Source organism: Rathayibacter sp. VKM Ac-2805 (genome assembly GCF_009834265.1).
In the GTDB taxonomy this organism is placed as follows: domain Bacteria; phylum Actinomycetota; class Actinomycetes; order Actinomycetales; family Microbacteriaceae; genus Rathayibacter.
In genome coordinates, this window is record NZ_CP047185.1 from 1254679 (window position 1) to 1270734 (window position 16056).

A 16056-nucleotide genomic window follows, 5' to 3' on the forward strand; every position below is an offset into this window, starting at 1 on the left:
TCAGGTGCGGCTGTGGCCTCCCAGTCAAGGCGGAGCGGGGCTCTTCAGCGCCGCCGTAGGGTGAGCCGCATGGCACAGACCGTCTCGACCCTGCTCATCCTCGGAGCGACGGGGGACCTGTCCTCGCGGCTCCTCCTCCCCGCCGTCGGCCAGCTGCTGACCCGCGAGACCGACCGGCGGGTCCACCTCGTCGGCGCGGGACGCGAGGACTGGACCCAGGAGCACTGGCACGAGGTGCTGACCGCCTCCTTCGCCACCGTCGAGGCGCAGGGCGAGGGCGTGGACGCGCTCACCTCCCGCACGCGCTACCAGCAGGTCGACGTCACCGATCCGGAGGCGCTCGCCGCACTGCTCGCGAGCTGCGCCGGTCCGGTGGCGGTCTACTTCGCCCTCCCGCCGGCGATCGCGGCGAAGGCCTGCGAGGCGCTCGCCGCCCACGACCTGCCGGAGGGCACCGTGCTGGCGCTGGAGAAGCCGTTCGGGACCGACGAGGCGAGCGCGCACGCCCTCAACCAGCGCCTCGCCGCGCTGGTCCCCGAGGACCGCATCCACCGCGTCGACCACTTCCTCGGCCGCGCGACCGTGATGAACGTGCTCGGCCTGCGCTTCGCGAACCGGATCCTCGAGCCGCTGTGGTCGGCCGAGCACATCGAGAGCGTCGAGATCGTCTACGACGAGCAGCTGGCCCTCGAGGGGCGGGCGAGCTACTACGACGGCGCGGGCGCGCTGACCGACATGATCCAGAGCCACCTGCTGCAGGTCCTCGCGGTGATCGCGATGGAGCCGCCGTCCTCGCTCGACGCGGCCGACCTCCGGGACGCGAAGTCGATCGTCCTGCGCGCCACCCGCCTGCACGGCGACGACCCCGCCGCGAGCTCGCGCCGCGCCCGCTACACGGCGGGGACGATCGACGGACGCGAGCTGCCCGCCTACGCGGACGAGAAGGGCGTGGACCCCGCTCGCCGGACCGAGACGCTGGCCGAGCTGGTCGTCGAGATCGACACCTGGCGCTGGGCAGGCGTGCCGTTCACCCTCCGCTCCGGCAAGGCGCTCGGGGAGCGGCGGCGCGAAGTGGTCATCCGCTTCAAGCCGGTGCCGCACCTGCCCCGCGGCTTCGTGGGCACCGAGGCGCCGTCCGTGCTGCGGCTGTTCCTCGCGCCCGACCAGATGTCGCTCGAGCTGAACATCAACGGCCCCGGCGACCCGTACACGCTCGAGCGCGCCTCGCTGGAGGCGACCTTCGGCGCGGGCGAGCTGCTGGCGTACGGCGAGGTCATCTCGGGGATCCTCGACGACGACCCGTCGCTCTCGGTCCGCGGGGACGCCGCCGAGGAGTGCTGGCGCATCGTGCAGCCCGCGATCGACGCCTGGCACGCGGACCGGGTGCCGCTCGACGAGTACCCGGCGGGCAGCGAGGGACCCGGGAGCTGGCCGACGCTCTGACGGGCGGCCGGGGGAGGGGCGGCCGCGGGGGATCTCGAGACGGCGGCCGCGCCGCCTCCTCGATCAGCGGGAAGGGCGACGTCGCTCGTCGGGTCGGCCGGAGGGCGAGCCCGCCGGCCGACCGCTCGGGTCAGGAGCGGGTCGCGACGGGGGTGTCGACGGCGACGTCGGCGGGGGCCGGCTCCGCCCAGACGGCGATCGGCTTCGGCTCCCAGGTGAGGGCGGCCGGCTCCACCGGGGGAGTGGAGGCGCGCATCACGGGGATCGCCTCGGTGACCGGGGACGACGTCCGCTCGGCGCCGGCGCGGAGCTGCTCCTCCTGGATGGCGGCGGAGAGCTCGTGGGCGAGGGAGCGCGCGAGCATCCCGTGGAAGATCGGGTCGCGGTCGTCGTGGCTGCGGCGCGTGACGACCCAGGCGCCCTCGGATCCGACGAAGGCCGCGAGGCGCTCGTGGACGACGGCGAAGAGCTCGTCCTGCGTGAGGACGGGGGCCGCCTCGACGACCTCGGGGGCCGCCTTGCGACGCCTCAGACGAAACCTCATGACGAACCCCGTTTCCCGTGCCGGCAGCGACTGGGAACAGTGTCGCCGCCACCGGGTCGGGAGACCGGCTGACACGCCGCCCCGCGGGGAGGCGGCGCGTCAGGAGGGCCTAGCGGTCGCGCTTCTTGCCGCGCTCCTCCTTGACGATCTCCTTCGAGTCGTAGGACACGGAGCCCAGGGCGACGGTGACCGAGATGGCCCAGCTGACCCACTGGAGGGCCAGGCGCCAGTCGCGCGGGCCCTTGCGCGTGGTCTGCAGGATCGACCAGCCGCCGACGATCGCGCTGATGACGCTGGAGTTGAGGATGAACTTGCGCATGCGTGTGCCTCCCGTGTTCACCCCGACGCTAGCGGGTGCGAAAGCTCTCAGAGGAACGCTTGACAGCACCGAGGGGTTGTCCCGCTACGGTGGACCGCCGCCGGGACCCGAATCCTCGAGCCGGGGCACGCCGAGGAGAACGGGAACGACATGCGCACGGCTGTGATCGGGGCGGTGCTGCTCGTCGTCGGGGCGGTGGCCGTCGTCACGGGGGTCCTCCCGATGGACGCGCTGGGCGAGCTGGTCGAGCGGACGGCGCCGATCCTCGGCTTCGTGGTCGCGGTGACCGTGGTCGCCGAGCTGGCCTCCGAGGCCGGCGTCTTCACCGTGGTCGCCGAGCGCTCCGCCGAATGGGGCCGCGGGCGGACCGCGGTGCTCTGGCTGCTGGTGGTGGCGATGGCCGTCGTCAGCACGGTGTTCCTCTCGCTCGACACGACCGCCGTGCTCCTGACCCCGGTCGTGGTCCTGCTCGCGGCGCACGTGCGCGTCCCGCCCCTGCCGTTCGCGATGGCCACGGTCTGGCTGGCGAACTGCGCCTCCCTCCTCCTCCCCGTCTCGAACCTCACCAACCTGCTCGCGCAGCGGCGCCTGGGGGTCGAGGGCCCCTTCGCCTTCGCCGCGCTGACCGCGGTGCCCGCGCTCGTCGCGGCCGTCGTGCCCGTGCTGATCCTCGCGATCCGCTACCGGCGCGAGCTGGCCGGGCGCTACACCCCGGGGGAGCGGACGCCGGTGGAGGACCGGGTGCTGCTCGTCGGCGCGGGGATCGTCGTGGCGCTGCTCCTGCCGGCGCTCGTCTCGGGCCTCGAGGTGTGGATCCCGGCGACGGTCGCCGCGGTCGCGCTGATCGTCCTCTTCGCGGTGCGCCGTCCCGCGGCGCTCACGCCCGCCCTCCTGCCGTGGCAGCTCGTCGTCTTCGCGGCGGGCCTCTTCGTGGCGATGGAGGCGGCGCACCAGCTCGGGCTGGGCGCGGCGCTCGCCGTGGTCGCGGGGGAGGGGAGCGGGACGCTCGACCTGCTGCGCCTCGCCGGCTCCGGCGCGGTCGCCTCCAACCTGGTCGACAACCTGCCCGCCTACCTCGCCCTCGAGCCCGTCGCGGCGGATCCGCTCCGCCTGGTCGCCCTGCTGATCGGCGTGAACGCCGGACCGCTGATCACCCCGTGGGCCTCGCTCGCCACCCTGCTCTGGCACCAGAGGCTGACCGCGCTGGGCGTGCACGTCTCGTGGCGCCAGTACGCGCTCCTCGGGCTCGTCGCGGTCGTCCCGACGGTGGGCGGAGCGACGCTCGCCCTCGCCCTCGTGCAGGGCTGACCCCCCCCGTCCCCCGTGCGGGGCCGGCTGATAGCCTCGACGAGCACGACGACGGCTCGACCGACGAAAAGGGACCACCATTCCTCCGCACTCCGCCTCCGCCTCCTCCGCCGCTGACAGGACCGACGCCGGGACCTCGGGAGGGACCGAGCGCAACGCGTTCGTGGTCGTCTCGAACCGCCTCCCCGTGGACCGCGTCGTGGCCGAGGACGGCACCGCCTCCTGGAAGACCTCACCCGGCGGGCTGGTCACCGCGCTCGAGCCGGTGATGCGCGCGAACGAGGGCGCCTGGGTCGGCTGGCCCGGCGTGGCCGACGAGGAGGTCGCCCCGTTCGTCGACAACGGCGTGCAGATCGTCCCCGTCGCCCTCAGCGCGCAGGAGCTCGAGGACTACTACGAGGGCTTCTCGAACGACACGCTGTGGCCGCTCTACCACGACGTGATCGCGCCCCCGACCTACCACCGCGACTGGTGGGACGCCTACGTGCGGGTCAACCAGCGCTTCGCCGAGGCGGCCGCGGCCGTGACGGAGGAGGACGGCGTGGTCTGGGTCCAGGACTACCAGCTCCAGCTCGTGCCCAAGATGCTGCGGGAGCTCCGGCCCGACGTCACGATCGGCTTCTTCAACCACATCCCGTTCCCGCCCTACGGGATCTTCGCGCAGCTCCCGTGGCGCCGGCAGATCGTCGAGGGCCTGCTCGGCGCCGACGTGATCGGCTTCCAGCGCCAGGGAGACGCGGGCAGCTTCCTCCGCGCGGTCCGGCGCCTGCTGGGCTACGACACCCGCAGCACGGTCGTCGAGGTCCCGGTCGAGGAGGAGGCCGTCGGCGGCACCCGCCGCGTCAACCGCTCGCGGCGCGGGGCGAGCGTGCGCCCGGTCGTCGCCCGGCACTTCCCGATCTCGATCGACTCCGCGTCGTTCGAGGCGATGGCGCGCACCCCCGAGATCCAGGCCCGCGCCGCCGAGATCCGCGCCGAGCTGGGCAACCCCGCGACGATCATGCTCGGCGTCGATCGGCTCGACTACACCAAGGGGATCGGCCACCGCCTGAAGGCCTTCGGCGAGCTCCTGGCGGACGGCCGCCTCACCTCCGAGGACGCGGTGCTGGTGCAGGTCGCGAGCCCGAGCCGCGAGCGCGTGGACACCTACCGGCAGCTGCGCGACGACATCGAGCTGCAGGTCGGCCGGATCAACGGCGACTACAGCACGCTCGGGCACCCGGCGATCAGCTACCTCCATCACGGCTACCCGCGCGAGGAGATGGTGGCGCTCTACCTCGCCGCCGACGTCATGCTCGTGACGGCCCTGCGCGACGGGATGAACCTCGTCGCGAAGGAGTACGTCGCGTCCCGCTTCGACAACGACGGCGTGCTCGTGCTGAGCGAGTTCGCCGGAGCGGCCGACGAGCTCAAGCAGGCCGTGCAGGTGAACCCGCACGACATCTCGGGGCTGAAGGACGCGATGGAGGCCTCGGCGCGGATGCCGCGCGTCGAGCGCACCCGGCGCATGCGCGCGCTCCGTCGCCGCGTGCTCGAGAACGACGTGGCGCGCTGGTCCGAGTCGTTCCTCTCCGCTCTCGCGGAGCACGCGGCCGGCCAGCAGCTCGACGTGCGGCCCGCCGCCCGCGGGCAGGAGGCGCCGCACGGCCAGGAGGCCGAGCACCGCGACGACGCGGCCCACGGACAGGCGGCCGAGCTCGAGCGGGAGGCCGCCGACGACCGCGAGCTCGACGGCGGCGCGCGATGAGCGAAGGAGTGCCCGAGCGGCTCGCGGCGGCGCTGCGGGAGCTCGCCGCGACCGAACGGCTCCTGGTGGCCCTCGACTTCGACGGCACCCTCGCGCCCGAGGTCGACGACCCCGCCCGCGCGCGGGCGCTCCCCGAGGCGCGCGAGGCCGTGCTGCGGCTCCTCGCCCTCCCCGGCACCCGGGTCGCGCTGGTCTCCGGCCGGGCGCTCGGGAGCCTGGAGGAGGTCTCGCAGCTGCCGGACGAGGCGCTGCTGGTCGGCTCCCACGGCATCGAGATCCGCCTCGACCCCGAGGAGGACGCGGTCCGGCTCGACGACGACGAGCTCGAGAAGGTGGGGGTGCTCGAGGACGTCCTGAAGGGCATCGCCCGCGGGATCGACAACGTCTGGATCGAGGACAAGCCGGCCGGCTTCGCCCTGCACACCCGCCTCGCGACCGAGCGCCACAGCCGCGTCGCCCACGTCGTCGCCCTCTCCGAGGCGCGCGCCGAGGTGCAGGGGGTCACCGTCCGCGAGGGGAAGAACGTCCTGGAGTTCTCGGTCCGCTCGACCACCAAGGGCGAGGCCGTGCAGCACCTCCGCCGCTACACCGGCGCGACCGCCGTCCTCTACGCGGGCGACGACGTGACGGACGAGGACGCCTTCGCGGTCCTCGGCTCCGGCGACGTCGGCATCAAGAGCGGCGAGGGCACCACCGCGGCCTCCTACCGGGTCCGCGGTCCCGAGCAGGTCGCGCACGCACTCCGGCTGCTGGCCGACCTGCGCGCGGAGTAGCAGCCCCCTTCCGGCGGTCAGCGCCGGCGGGTCCCGGATCGCCGACTCGCCGAGGACGGCCGTCCGCCGACGCAGGGAGCGGCCGTTCGCGACGAGTCGGAGATCCGCGGGGACGTCCGCATCCGGTGCCGCTGCCGGAGGCCGGGGCAGGAACGGGTGCGCGGGCCGGTCCGGGTCCGCCCGGCGAGCAGGGGCACTGCGCGCGAGGCGGTAGCCTCATCGCATGCCGGAAATCGATTGGAAGCCCCGCTCGCGCACCGTCACGGACGGCATCGAGGCCACGACGTCGCGCGGGATGCTGCGGGCGGTCGGGATGGGCGATGACGACTGGGAGAAGCCCCAGATCGGCATCGCGTCCTCGTGGAACGAGATCACCCCCTGCAACCTCTCGCTCGAGCGCCTCGCGCGCTCCGCGAAGGAGGGCGTGCACTCCGGCGGCGGCTACCCGCTCCAGTTCGGCACCATCTCCGTCTCGGACGGCATCTCGATGGGCCACGAGGGCATGCACTTCTCGCTCGTCTCCCGCGAGGTCATCGCCGACTCCGTCGAGACCGTGATGATGGCCGAGCGCCTGGACGGCACCGTCATGCTGGCCGGCTGCGACAAGTCGCTGCCCGGCATGCTGATGGCCGCGGCCCGCCTCGACCTCGCCGCCGTGTTCGTCTACGCCGGCTCGATCGCCCCGGGCTGGGTCAAGCTCTCGGACGGCACCGAGAAGGACATCACGATCATCGACTCCTTCGAAGCCGTCGGCGGCGTCAAGGCCGGGATCATGTCCGAGGAGGACGCCAAGCGCATCGAGTGCGCCTTCGCCCCGGGCGAGGGATCCTGCGGCGGCATGTACACCGCCAACACCATGGCCAGCGTGGCCGAGGCGCTCGGCATGAGCCTGCCCGGCTCCGCCTCGCCCGCCGCCGCCGACCGCCGCCGCGACTACTTCGCCCGCAAGTCCGGCGAGGCCGTCGTCGAGCTGCTGCGCAACGGCACCACGGCCCGCGACATCCTCACCAAGAAGGCGTTCGAGAACGCGATCGCGGTGGCGATGGCCTTCGGCGGGTCGACCAACGTCATCCTGCACCTGCTCGCGATCGCCAACGAGGCCGAGGTCGACCTCACGATCGACGACTTCAACCGCATCGGCGACACGATCCCGCACATCGGCGACCTCAAGCCCTTCGGCAAGTACGTCATGAACGACGTCGACCGCCACGGCGGCGTCCCGGCCGTGATGAAGGCGCTCCTGGACGCCGGGCTGCTCCACGGCGACTGCCTGACGGTCACCGGGAGGACGGTCGCCGAGAACCTCGCCGCGATGGACATCGCACCGCTGGACGGCGAGGTCATCCGCACCCTCGACAACCCGATCCACGCGACCGGCGGGCTCACCATCCTCAAGGGCTCGCTCGCCCCCGAGGGCGCGGTCGTCAAGACCGCCGGCTTCGACGCCTCCGTCTTCGAGGGTCCGGCCCGCGTGTTCGAGCGCGAGCGCGCCGCGATGGACGCTCTGACCGAGGGCCGGATCGAGAAGGGCGACGTGGTGGTCATCCGCTACGAGGGCCCCAAGGGCGGCCCCGGCATGCGCGAGATGCTCGCCATCACGGCCGCCATCAAGGGGGCCGGGCTCGGAAAAGATGTACTACTGTTGACGGACGGACGATTCTCAGGCGGCACAACCGGCCTGTGCATCGGCCACATAGCTCCCGAATCGGTGGACGCAGGTCCCATCGCATTCGTTCGCGACGGAGACCCGATTCGGGTCGACATCGCCGCTCGCTCGATCGACCTACTCGTCGACGAGTCCGAGCTCGCCGCCCGCCGAGAAGGCTGGGCCCCTCTCCCTCCGCGCTACACCCGCGGTGTCCTCGCCAAGTACGCCAAGCTCGTCCGCTCGGCAGCCGAGGGCGCCGTCACCGGGTGACCCGGCCCGCTCCGGCCGGCCGCGCACTCGCGTTCCCGGGCACTCGCCTCCGGCTCTGCCCGCCGCCGCACCACCTCCTGAAGGAATCGACACCCGCATGACTCCGGATCCGTCCGCCGTGCAGCCCGCACCGACGCCCCAGCCACCCCGACCCGCCCACGCTCCCGGGGCCGCCCCCGCGGCCGAGGTCCTCACCGGAGCGCAGGCGGTCGTCCGCTCGCTCGAGATGATCGGGATCGAGGACGTCTTCGGCCTGCCCGGCGGCGCGATCCTCCCGGTCTACGACCCGCTGATGGACTCCTCGAAGATCCGGCACATCCTGGTCCGCCACGAGCAGGGCGCCGGCCACGCCGCCGAGGGCTACGCCTCGGCGACCGGCAGGCTCGGCGTCTGCATCGCGACCTCGGGCCCCGGAGCGACCAACCTGGTCACCGCGATCGCGGACGCCTACATGGACTCGGTCCCGATGCTCGCGATCACCGGCCAGGTGTTCTCGACGCTCATGGGGACCGACGCGTTCCAGGAGGCGGACATCGTCGGCATCACGATGCCGATCACGAAGCACTCCATCCTCGTGACGCGTCCCGAGGACATCCCCTCGGCCCTCGCCTCCGCTGCGCTGATCGCCACCACCGGCCGCCCCGGCCCCGTGCTGGTCGACATCACGAAGGACGCGCAGCAGGACCAGGCGCCGTTCCTCTGGCCGCCGAAGATCGACCTGCCCGGCTACCGTCCGGTCACGAAGGCCCACGGCAAGCAGATCCAGGCCGCGGCCCAGCTGCTGGTCGAGTCGCGGAAGCCGGTGCTCTACGTGGGCGGCGGCATCATCCGCGCCCGCGCGGCCGTCGAGCTGAAGGCGTTCGCCGAGGCCTGCGGCGCCCCCGTGGTGACCACGCTGATGGCGCGCGGAGCGTTCCCGGACTCGCACGAGCAGCACCTGGGCATGCCCGGCATGCACGGCACCGTCCCCGCGGTGCTCGCGCTGCAGGAGGCGGACCTGATCCTCGCGCTGGGCTCGCGCTTCGACGACCGCGTGACCGGCAAGGCGGCGCTCTTCGCGCCCCACGCCAAGGTCGTGCACGTCGACATCGACCCGGCCGAGATCTCCAAGATCCGCACCGCCGACGTGCCGATCGTGGGCGACCTGAAGGACGTCCTCCCGGACCTCACCGACGCGTTCGCCAAGGCCTCCGCCGACGGCCGCGCCGACACCTCCGAGTGGTGGAGCTACCTCAAGGGCCTGCAGACGGAGTTCCCGCTCGGCTACACCGAGCCGAACGACGGCCTGCTCTCGCCGCAGTACGTCATCAAGCGCATCGGCGAGATCACCGGCCCCGAGGGCGTCTTCGCCTCCGGCGTCGGCCAGCACCAGATGTGGGCGGCGCAGTTCATCAAGTACGAGCGCCCCAACTCGTGGCTGAACTCCGGCGGCGCCGGCACCATGGGCTACTCCGTGCCCGCGGCGATGGGCGCCAAGGTCGGCGAGCCCGAGCGCACCGTGTGGGCGATCGACGGCGACGGCTGCTTCCAGATGACCAATCAGGAGCTCGCCACCTGCACGATCAACGACATCCCGATCAAGGTCGCGGTGATCAACAACTCCTCGCTCGGCATGGTTCGCCAGTGGCAGACCCTGTTCTACGAGGGCCGCTACTCCAACACCGACCTCAACACGGGTCACGACACCGTCCGGGTGCCCGACTTCGTGAAGCTCGCCGACGCCTACGGCGCGCTCGGCATCCGCGTCACGAAGCCGGAGGAGATCGACGACGCCATCCGTCTCGCCATCGCCACCAACGACCGGCCCGTGGTCATCGACTTCGTCGTCAGCCGCGACTCCATGGTCTGGCCGATGGTCCCGCAGGGCGTGTCCAACAGCTACGTCCAGTACGCCCGAGACCACAGCCCGACCTGGGACGACGAGGAGTAGACCCGCATGACGCACCACGTTCTCTCCCTGCTCGTCGAGGACAAGCCGGGACTGCTCACCCGTGTCGCCGGGCTGTTCGCCCGCCGCGGCTTCAACATCGAGTCGCTGGCGGTCGGTCCGACCGAGCTGGCCGGGCTCTCGCGCATCACGGTCGCCGTGGACGTCGAGGACCTGCCGCTCGAGCAGGTCACGAAGCAGCTCAACAAGCTCGTCAACGTGATCAAGATCGTCGAGCTCGACACCGACCAGTCGGTCCAGCGCGAGCACCTGCTCGTCAAGGTCCGCGTCGACAACGTCACGCGCTCGCAGGTGCTCGAGGCCGTCACGCTCTTCCGCGCCCGCGTGGTCGACGTCGCGACGGACGCCCTGGTGATCGAGGTCACCGGCGACACCGGCAAGACCAACGCGTTCCTGCGGGTGATCGAGCCCTACGGCATCAAGGAGATCGCGCAGTCGGGCCTGCTCGCCATCGGGCGCGGCTCCAAGTCGATCACCGAGCGCGTCTTCAAGAACTGACCGCGAACTCTCCACTACAGAAAAGGACTCACCACGTGACCGAGCTCATCTACGACGCCGACGCCGACCTCTCCATCATCCAGTCCAAGAAGGTCGCGATCGTCGGCTACGGCTCGCAGGGCCACGCGCACGCGCAGAACCTCCGCGACTCCGGCGTCCAGGTCGTCATCGCGCTGAAGGAGGGGTCGAAGTCGACCGCCAAGGCCGAGGACGACGGCTTCGAGGTCAAGAGCGTCGCCGACGCCGCGGCCTGGGCCGACCTGATCATGATCCTCGCGCCGGACCAGCACCAGCGCGCGATCTACAGCGAGCAGATCGCCTCCGCGCTGACCGAGGGCAAGACCCTCGCCTTCGCGCACGGCTTCAACATCCGCTTCGGCTACATCGAGGCGCCCGCGGGCGTCGACGTCATCCTCATCGCGCCGAAGGCCCCCGGCCACACCGTGCGCCGCGAGTTCGTCGCCGGCCGCGGCATCCCGGACATCATCGCCGTCGAGAACGACGCGACCGGCACCGCCTGGGAGACCGCGAAGTCCTACGCGAAGGCCATCGGCGGCACCCGCGCCGGCGTCATCAAGACCACCTTCACCGAGGAGACCGAGACCGACCTGTTCGGCGAGCAGGCCGTGCTCTGCGGCGGCACCTCGCAGCTCGTCCAGTACGGCTTCGAGACCCTCGTCGAGGCCGGCTACCAGCCCGAGATCGCCTACTTCGAGGTGCTGCACGAGCTCAAGCTCATCGTCGACCTCATGTGGGAGGGCGGCATCGCCAAGCAGCGCTGGAGCGTCTCCGACACCGCCGAGTACGGCGACTACGTCTCCGGCCCGCGCGTCATCGACCCGCGCGTGAAGGAGAACATGAAGGCCGTCCTCGGCGACATCCAGAGCGGCGCCTTCGCGAAGCGCTTCATCGGCGACCAGGACGCGGGCGGACCCGAGTTCCAGGAGCTGCGCGCGAAGGGCGAGAAGCACCCGATCGAGGAGACCGGCCGCGAGCTGCGCAAGCTCTTCGCCTGGAAGCAGACCGACGAGGACTACACCGACGGCAGCGTCGCGCGCTAGTCGCACCGCGTCGACCGGGGGAGCCCCGGCCCGACGAGGGACCCGTCCACCGGGATCCCCTCGCCGGGCCGGGGCTCCTCCGCGTCCGGGGCGCGCCTACCGCTCGAGCTCGCGGACGAGACGGCGGAGACCGCCCTTCGGCGGGACGAGGACGGGGTCCGGCCACCGGGGCGAGAGGTGGTCGCCGAGCGTCACCCGGCGCAGCTTGCGGCCGACGAGGGGGAGGACCCAGTCGGCCGCCCAGCGGCGCTGCTCGCGCAGCCGTGCGCGGAGGCGGAGCGGCTCCGGTGCGTCCCACGGCCCGGTCGAGATCGTGTGCGGCACGCCGAGCGTGTCGAGCACGCGGCCGGCCAGGACGCGGTGGCCGCGCTTGGAGAGGTGCATCCGGTCGGGCGACCAGAGCACGGGGGAGTGGAACTCCCGCATCGCCCAGTAGTCGACGAGGATCGCGCCCCGCTCGCGGGCGATCCGGCGGACGGCGCTGTTGTAGAGGTGGTTGCGGCGCAGGAACATCCGCGGGGCGGGCAGTCCCGGGATGTCGACGCCCGTGAAGAGCACGAGGGAGGCGCCGGTGGTCGCGAGCGCGTCGACGAGCGCCTCGTAGCGGGTGATCAGATCGACGGTGTCGGTGCCGAGGTCGAGGATGTCGTTGCCGCCGGCGTACAGCGTGATCAGGGTGGGGCGGAGCGCGAGGGCGGGCGCGAGCTGGTCCTCGGTGATCTGGGCGAGGCGCTTCGAGCGGACGGCGAGATTCGCGTACTCCCAGCCCGGCTCGGCCTTCGCCAGGCGCTCGGCGACGCGGTCGGCCCAGCCGCGCACCCCGTTCGGCAGGCGCGGGTGCGGGTCGCCGACCCCCTCCGTGAAGGAGTCGCCGAGGGCGACGAAGCGGCGGCGGCGGTCGTCCATCCGCTCAGCCTCGCCCCCGGGGGAGGACGCGGGGTGTCCGCCGGGTGTCGGGGAGGCGGCGGCGGGCTCCGAGCCTCCTGCGAGGTGCGCGCGGCTAGGGTGTTGCGGTGATCGATGGTGGACCGGGCCGCTCCCCGGAGGACGACGACGCGGCGACCCCGCCGGTGGACCGCGGGCCGGACGCCGGCCCGGAGGACGACGCCGACGACGAGGCCCTGGAGTGGGCGGGCGAGGGCGCGGACCCGACTCTCGCCGCGGGGACGACGCGCGTGCGCCGGACGCCCCGCGCGGTCGCGGGGGCGGGCGCGGCGGACGACGGCTCGGACGACGACGACTCCGAGGACGAGGACCCCGACGACGAGGCCGCGTCCTCGTCCGCTCTGCTGATCGCCGCGGGCATCGCGGCCGGCCTCTACCTCCTGTACGCCATCGCCTGGGCGATCACGGCGACGCGGCAGTCGCCGGTCGCCGCGGCCGGCTTCGCGGGCGATGCGCTCGGCGGCGCCCTCTACTCGCTCGGGCTCTGGCTGGCGGTCCTGGCGCCGCCGGTGTGGTTCGCCGTGGCGCTCCTCGCCACCCGCGACGCCCGGGTGCGCATCCGCGTGCTCTGGCTGGTCGCCGGACTCGTCCTCCTCGCTCCGCTGCCGTTCCTGAAGGGGGCCTGATGACCGACTCGACCCGGGCCACCCTCGGCGGGACCGGACGGCGCGACCGGCCCGGCCGGCGCCTGGCCGCCTCCGTCCTCGCCGCCGTGGTGTTCGCGCTCTTCTTCGCCTGGGACGTCTGGGAGGCGGTCGGCAACCTGATCGGCCTGCGCAGCTACGCGGCCTCCCTCGGCACCGATCTGAATCCGACGGGCTGGGCGGTGCTCCTGCTCGGCCTGGTGCTGCCGGTCGCCTGCTTCGTCGCCGCCGTCCTGCTCGGGCGCCGCCGGGGGCTCCCGGCGCGCGTCGGACTGCTCGCGGCGGCCCTCTGCCTCTCGGCGGCGCTCTCGCTCGACGTGCAGCTCGTCCTCGGCGTCGAGAGCCTGGTCTCGCTGAGCTGACCGGCGGCGTCACACGGCGCGGGGCGCGCGCACCCCTCCGCTACAGTGTCGGGGGGCTGCCGACGCCCCCGCCTCGGTGCCCGCTCCGTCCCCTCTCCGAAGGAAGCGCCTCTCGTGACAAAGCCGGTCGTCCTGATCGCCGAAGAACTCTCGCCCGCCACCGTGGACGCGCTCGGTCCCGACTTCGAGATCCGCTCCGTGGACGGCACCGACCGCCCGGCGCTGCTCGAGGCCCTCGCCACGGCGCACGCGATCCTCGTGCGCTCCGCGACGCAGGTCGACGCGGAGGCGATCGCCGCGGCCCCCTCGCTCCAGGTGATCGCCCGCGCCGGTGTGGGTCTGGACAACGTCGACATCACCGCCGCGACCGCTGCGGGCGTCATGGTCGTGAACGCGCCGACCTCGAACATCATCTCGGCCGCCGAGCTCACCGTCGGCCACATCCTGAGCCTCGCCCGCCACATCCCCGCCGCGCACAGCGCGCTCGCGCAGGGCCTCTGGAAGCGCTCGAAGTACACGGGCGTCGAGCTCTACGAGAAGACCGTCGGCATCATCGGCCTCGGCCGCATCGGCGCGCTGATCACCGCGCGCCTGCAGGCCTTCGGCGTGAACGTCGTCGCCTACGACCCCTACGTGACCAGCGCCCGCGCGCAGCAGCTCGGCGTCACGCTCCTCTCCCTGGAGGAGCTGCTGGCCGAGAGCGACTTCATCACGATCCACATGCCGAGGACCCCCGAGACGACCGGCATGATCTCGGACGATCAGCTGGCGCTGATGAAGCCGTCGGCGTTCATCGTGAACGTGGCCCGGGGCGGCCTCATCGACGAGGACGCGCTGCACCGCGCGCTCGTCGCGAAGACCATCGCCGGCGCCGGACTCGACGTGTTCGTCAAGGAGCCGCCGACCGGATCGCCGCTGCTCGCCCTCGAGAACGTGGTCGTCACTCCGCACCTCGGGGCCTCGACCGACGAGGCGCAGGAGAAGGCCGGCGTCTCGGTCGCCCGCTCGGTGCGCCTCGCGCTCTCGGGCGAGCTCGTGCCGGACGCCGTGAACGTCGCCGGCGGCGTGATCGACGAGTACGTGCGCCCCGGCATCCCGCTGGTCGAGAAGCTCGGCCAGGTCTTCTCGGGCCTCGCGGACTCGCCGGTCACCTCCATCGACGTCGAGGTGCGCGGCGAGCTCGCCGGCTACGACGTGAAGGTCCTCAAGCTGGCGGCTCTCAAAGGCGTGTTCACCAACGTGGTCTCGGAGACGGTGTCCTACGTCAACGCGCCGGTGCTCGCGGAGCAGCGCGGCATCGAGGTGCGCCTGATCACGGAGCCGGTCTCGGACGAGTACCGCAACGTGATCACGCTGCGCGGCGCGCTCTCGGACGGCTCGCAGATCTCGGTCTCGGGCACGCTGACCGGCACCAAGCAGGTCGAGAAGATCGTGGCGATCAACGGCTACGACGTCGAGGTCCCCCTCGCGAAGCACCTCGTCGTCATGAGCTACGTCGACCGCCCCGGGATCGTCGCGGTCTACGGCCGCGAGTTCGGCGACGCCGCGGTCAACATCGCTGGCATGCAGATCGCGCGCACCGAGGCGGGCGGCAAGGCGCTCTCGGTGATCACCATCGACTCCCCCGCCCCGGACGGCCTGCTCGAGAAGGTCCGCGTCGCGATCGACGCCGACCTCATGCAGGAGATCGACATCACCGAGCAGTGAGCACGCGGCGGTTCGCTCAGGTCGACGTCTTCGGCGCCGCGCCGTTCCGGGGCAACCCGGTGGCGGTCGTCGTCGACGGCGACGGCGTGGGCGACGCCGCGATGGCGGAGTTCGCGCGCTGGACGAACCTCTCCGAGACGACCTTCCTCCTCCGCCCGAGCGACCCCGCGGCCGACTACCGGCTGCGGATCTTCACGCCGGGCGGGGAGCTGCCCTTCGCCGGGCACCCGACCCTCGGGAGCGCGCACGCCTGGCTCGCGGCCGGAGGGACGGCCCGCGCGGCGGGGGAGCTCGTGCAGGAGTGCGCCGCGGGTCTCGTCCGGCTGAGGGTGACGGAGGAGGGCATCGCCTTCGCCGCCCCGCCCCGCCGGCGGACCGGACCGGTCGACGAGGCGACGCTCGAGCGGGTGGCCGCGGCTCTGCGGATCCCGCGCGCGGAGATCCTCGATCACGAGTGGGTCGACAACGGTCCCGGCTGGCTGGCCGTGCGGCTCGCGTCGGCGGAGCAGGTCCTCGCGCTGCGGCCGGACCAGGCTCTCCTCGCCGGGCTCCCCGTCGGCGTCGTGGGCGAGCATCCGGCGGGAGGCGAGTGCGCGGTCGAGGTGCGGGCGTTCATCCCCGACGCCGGCGTGTCCGAGGACCCGGTGACGGGGAGCCTCAACGCGGGGATCGCCCAGTGGCTGATCGGCAGCGGCGTGCTGCCCGAGCGCTACACGGCCGCCCAGGGGGCGGCGCTGGGCCGAGCCGGGCGCGTGCGCGTCGAGAGCACGGACGGCGCGATCTGGATCGGCGGCGCGACGGTGACCCTGATCGACGGGGTCGTCGAGCTGTAGCGGGTC

15 protein-coding genes are annotated in these 16056 nt (G+C 72.7%); 12 read left to right on the forward strand and 3 right to left on the reverse strand.

Features of this window, described 5'->3' with window-relative positions; genetic code table 11:
• Positions 1-69: 69 nt before the first annotated feature.
• A complete protein-coding gene (locus tag GSU40_RS05805) occupies positions 70-1443 on the forward strand; it encodes a glucose-6-phosphate dehydrogenase (RefSeq protein ID WP_208543366.1) in 1374 nt (457 codons plus the stop codon).
• A gap of 130 nt (positions 1444-1573) precedes the next feature.
• Here the strand turns inward: GSU40_RS05805 and GSU40_RS05810 are convergent, their stop codons facing one another.
• Positions 1574-1987, reverse strand: coding sequence for a hypothetical protein (locus tag GSU40_RS05810; protein WP_104233213.1), 414 nt, complete (start codon positions 1985-1987; stop codon positions 1574-1576).
• A 109-nt stretch (positions 1988-2096) separates the two neighbouring features.
• Positions 2097-2306 (reverse strand): hypothetical protein, encoded by a 210-nt coding sequence (locus GSU40_RS05815; protein WP_104223546.1) that lies wholly within the window; start codon positions 2304-2306, stop codon positions 2097-2099.
• A 150-nt stretch (positions 2307-2456) separates the two neighbouring features.
• On the opposite strand from GSU40_RS05815, the gene GSU40_RS05820 reads away from it, so the two are divergent.
• From GSU40_RS05820 to ilvC, 7 genes are all read left to right on the forward strand, one after another.
• Positions 2457-3614 carry an SLC13 family permease gene (locus tag GSU40_RS05820; protein WP_104226243.1) on the forward strand — a complete coding sequence of 386 codons (1158 nt, stop codon included), beginning with the start codon at positions 2457-2459 and terminating at the stop codon, positions 3612-3614.
• 163 nt (positions 3615-3777) lie between these two features.
• Positions 3778-5361 carry a trehalose-6-phosphate synthase gene (locus GSU40_RS05825; protein ID WP_104250140.1) on the forward strand — a complete coding sequence of 528 codons (1584 nt, stop codon included), beginning with the start codon at positions 3778-3780 and terminating at the stop codon, positions 5359-5361.
• On the forward strand, positions 5358-6134 hold the full coding sequence (otsB, locus tag GSU40_RS05830; protein WP_104262689.1) for a trehalose-phosphatase: 777 nt from the start codon (positions 5358-5360) through the stop codon (positions 6132-6134). Before GSU40_RS05825 ends, otsB begins: the two co-directional genes overlap by 4 nt.
• A 223-nt stretch (positions 6135-6357) precedes the next feature.
• On the forward strand, positions 6358-8052 hold the full coding sequence (ilvD, locus tag GSU40_RS05835) for a dihydroxy-acid dehydratase (protein ID WP_104250142.1): 1695 nt from the start codon (positions 6358-6360) through the stop codon (positions 8050-8052).
• Between the two features lie 97 nt (positions 8053-8149).
• The gene (locus GSU40_RS05840; RefSeq protein WP_160034057.1) at positions 8150-9982 is read left to right on the forward strand and encodes an acetolactate synthase large subunit; all 1833 of its coding nucleotides are present in this window, start codon (positions 8150-8152) and stop codon (positions 9980-9982) included.
• A gap of 6 nt (positions 9983-9988) precedes the next feature.
• On the forward strand, positions 9989-10498 hold the full coding sequence (gene ilvN / locus GSU40_RS05845) for an acetolactate synthase small subunit (RefSeq protein WP_104223540.1): 510 nt from the start codon (positions 9989-9991) through the stop codon (positions 10496-10498).
• Between the two features lie 35 nt (positions 10499-10533).
• On the forward strand, positions 10534-11559 hold the full coding sequence (gene ilvC / locus GSU40_RS05850) for a ketol-acid reductoisomerase (RefSeq protein WP_104223539.1): 1026 nt from the start codon (positions 10534-10536) through the stop codon (positions 11557-11559).
• 96 nt (positions 11560-11655) lie between these two features.
• Here ilvC and GSU40_RS05855 read toward each other — a convergent pair whose 3' ends face one another.
• Positions 11656-12465 carry an SGNH/GDSL hydrolase family protein gene (locus tag GSU40_RS05855; protein ID WP_104223538.1) on the reverse strand — a complete coding sequence of 270 codons (810 nt, stop codon included), beginning with the start codon at positions 12463-12465 and terminating at the stop codon, positions 11656-11658.
• 107 nt (positions 12466-12572) lie between these two features.
• On the opposite strand from GSU40_RS05855, the gene GSU40_RS05860 reads away from it, so the two are divergent.
• From GSU40_RS05860 to GSU40_RS05875, 4 genes are all read left to right on the forward strand, one after another.
• Positions 12573-13130, forward strand: a complete 558-nt coding sequence (locus GSU40_RS05860) for a hypothetical protein (RefSeq protein WP_160034058.1) — start codon at positions 12573-12575, stop codon at positions 13128-13130.
• Entirely contained in the window at positions 13130-13510 is a 381-nt protein-coding gene (locus GSU40_RS05865) for a hypothetical protein (RefSeq protein WP_104272734.1), read from the forward strand. Before GSU40_RS05860 ends, GSU40_RS05865 begins: the two co-directional genes overlap by 1 nt.
• A gap of 114 nt (positions 13511-13624) precedes the next feature.
• Complete coding sequence (gene serA, locus GSU40_RS05870; RefSeq protein WP_104223535.1) at positions 13625-15217, forward strand: phosphoglycerate dehydrogenase; 1593 nt, start codon at positions 13625-13627, stop codon at positions 15215-15217.
• Positions 15214-16050: a PhzF family phenazine biosynthesis protein gene (locus GSU40_RS05875; RefSeq protein ID WP_104268716.1), complete on the forward strand. Its 837-nt coding sequence runs from the start codon at positions 15214-15216 to the stop codon at positions 16048-16050. Before serA ends, GSU40_RS05875 begins: the two co-directional genes overlap by 4 nt.
• Positions 16051-16056: the final 6 nt, after the last annotated feature.

What these genes read in the sequence shown, in the direction of transcription:
- GSU40_RS05810 (WP_104233213.1), bottom strand. Translation starts at nt 1,987, where the DNA reads ATGAGGTTTCGTCTGAGGCGTCGCAAGGCGGCCCCCGAGGTCGTCGAG.
- otsB (WP_104262689.1), top strand. Translation starts at nt 5,358, where the DNA reads ATGAGCGAAGGAGTGCCCGAGCGGCTCGCGGCGGCGCTGCGGGAGCTC.
- GSU40_RS05820 (WP_104226243.1), top strand. Translation starts at nt 2,457, where the DNA reads ATGCGCACGGCTGTGATCGGGGCGGTGCTGCTCGTCGTCGGGGCGGTG.
- GSU40_RS05840 (WP_160034057.1), top strand. Translation starts at nt 8,150, where the DNA reads ATGACTCCGGATCCGTCCGCCGTGCAGCCCGCACCGACGCCCCAGCCA.
- ilvN (WP_104223540.1), top strand. Translation starts at nt 9,989, where the DNA reads ATGACGCACCACGTTCTCTCCCTGCTCGTCGAGGACAAGCCGGGACTG.
- ilvD (WP_104250142.1), top strand. Translation starts at nt 6,358, where the DNA reads ATGCCGGAAATCGATTGGAAGCCCCGCTCGCGCACCGTCACGGACGGC.
- GSU40_RS05865 (WP_104272734.1), top strand. Translation starts at nt 13,130, where the DNA reads ATGACCGACTCGACCCGGGCCACCCTCGGCGGGACCGGACGGCGCGAC.
- GSU40_RS05855 (WP_104223538.1), bottom strand. Translation starts at nt 12,465, where the DNA reads ATGGACGACCGCCGCCGCCGCTTCGTCGCCCTCGGCGACTCCTTCACG.
- GSU40_RS05815 (WP_104223546.1), bottom strand. Translation starts at nt 2,306, where the DNA reads ATGCGCAAGTTCATCCTCAACTCCAGCGTCATCAGCGCGATCGTCGGC.
- GSU40_RS05805 (WP_208543366.1), top strand. Translation starts at nt 70, where the DNA reads ATGGCACAGACCGTCTCGACCCTGCTCATCCTCGGAGCGACGGGGGAC.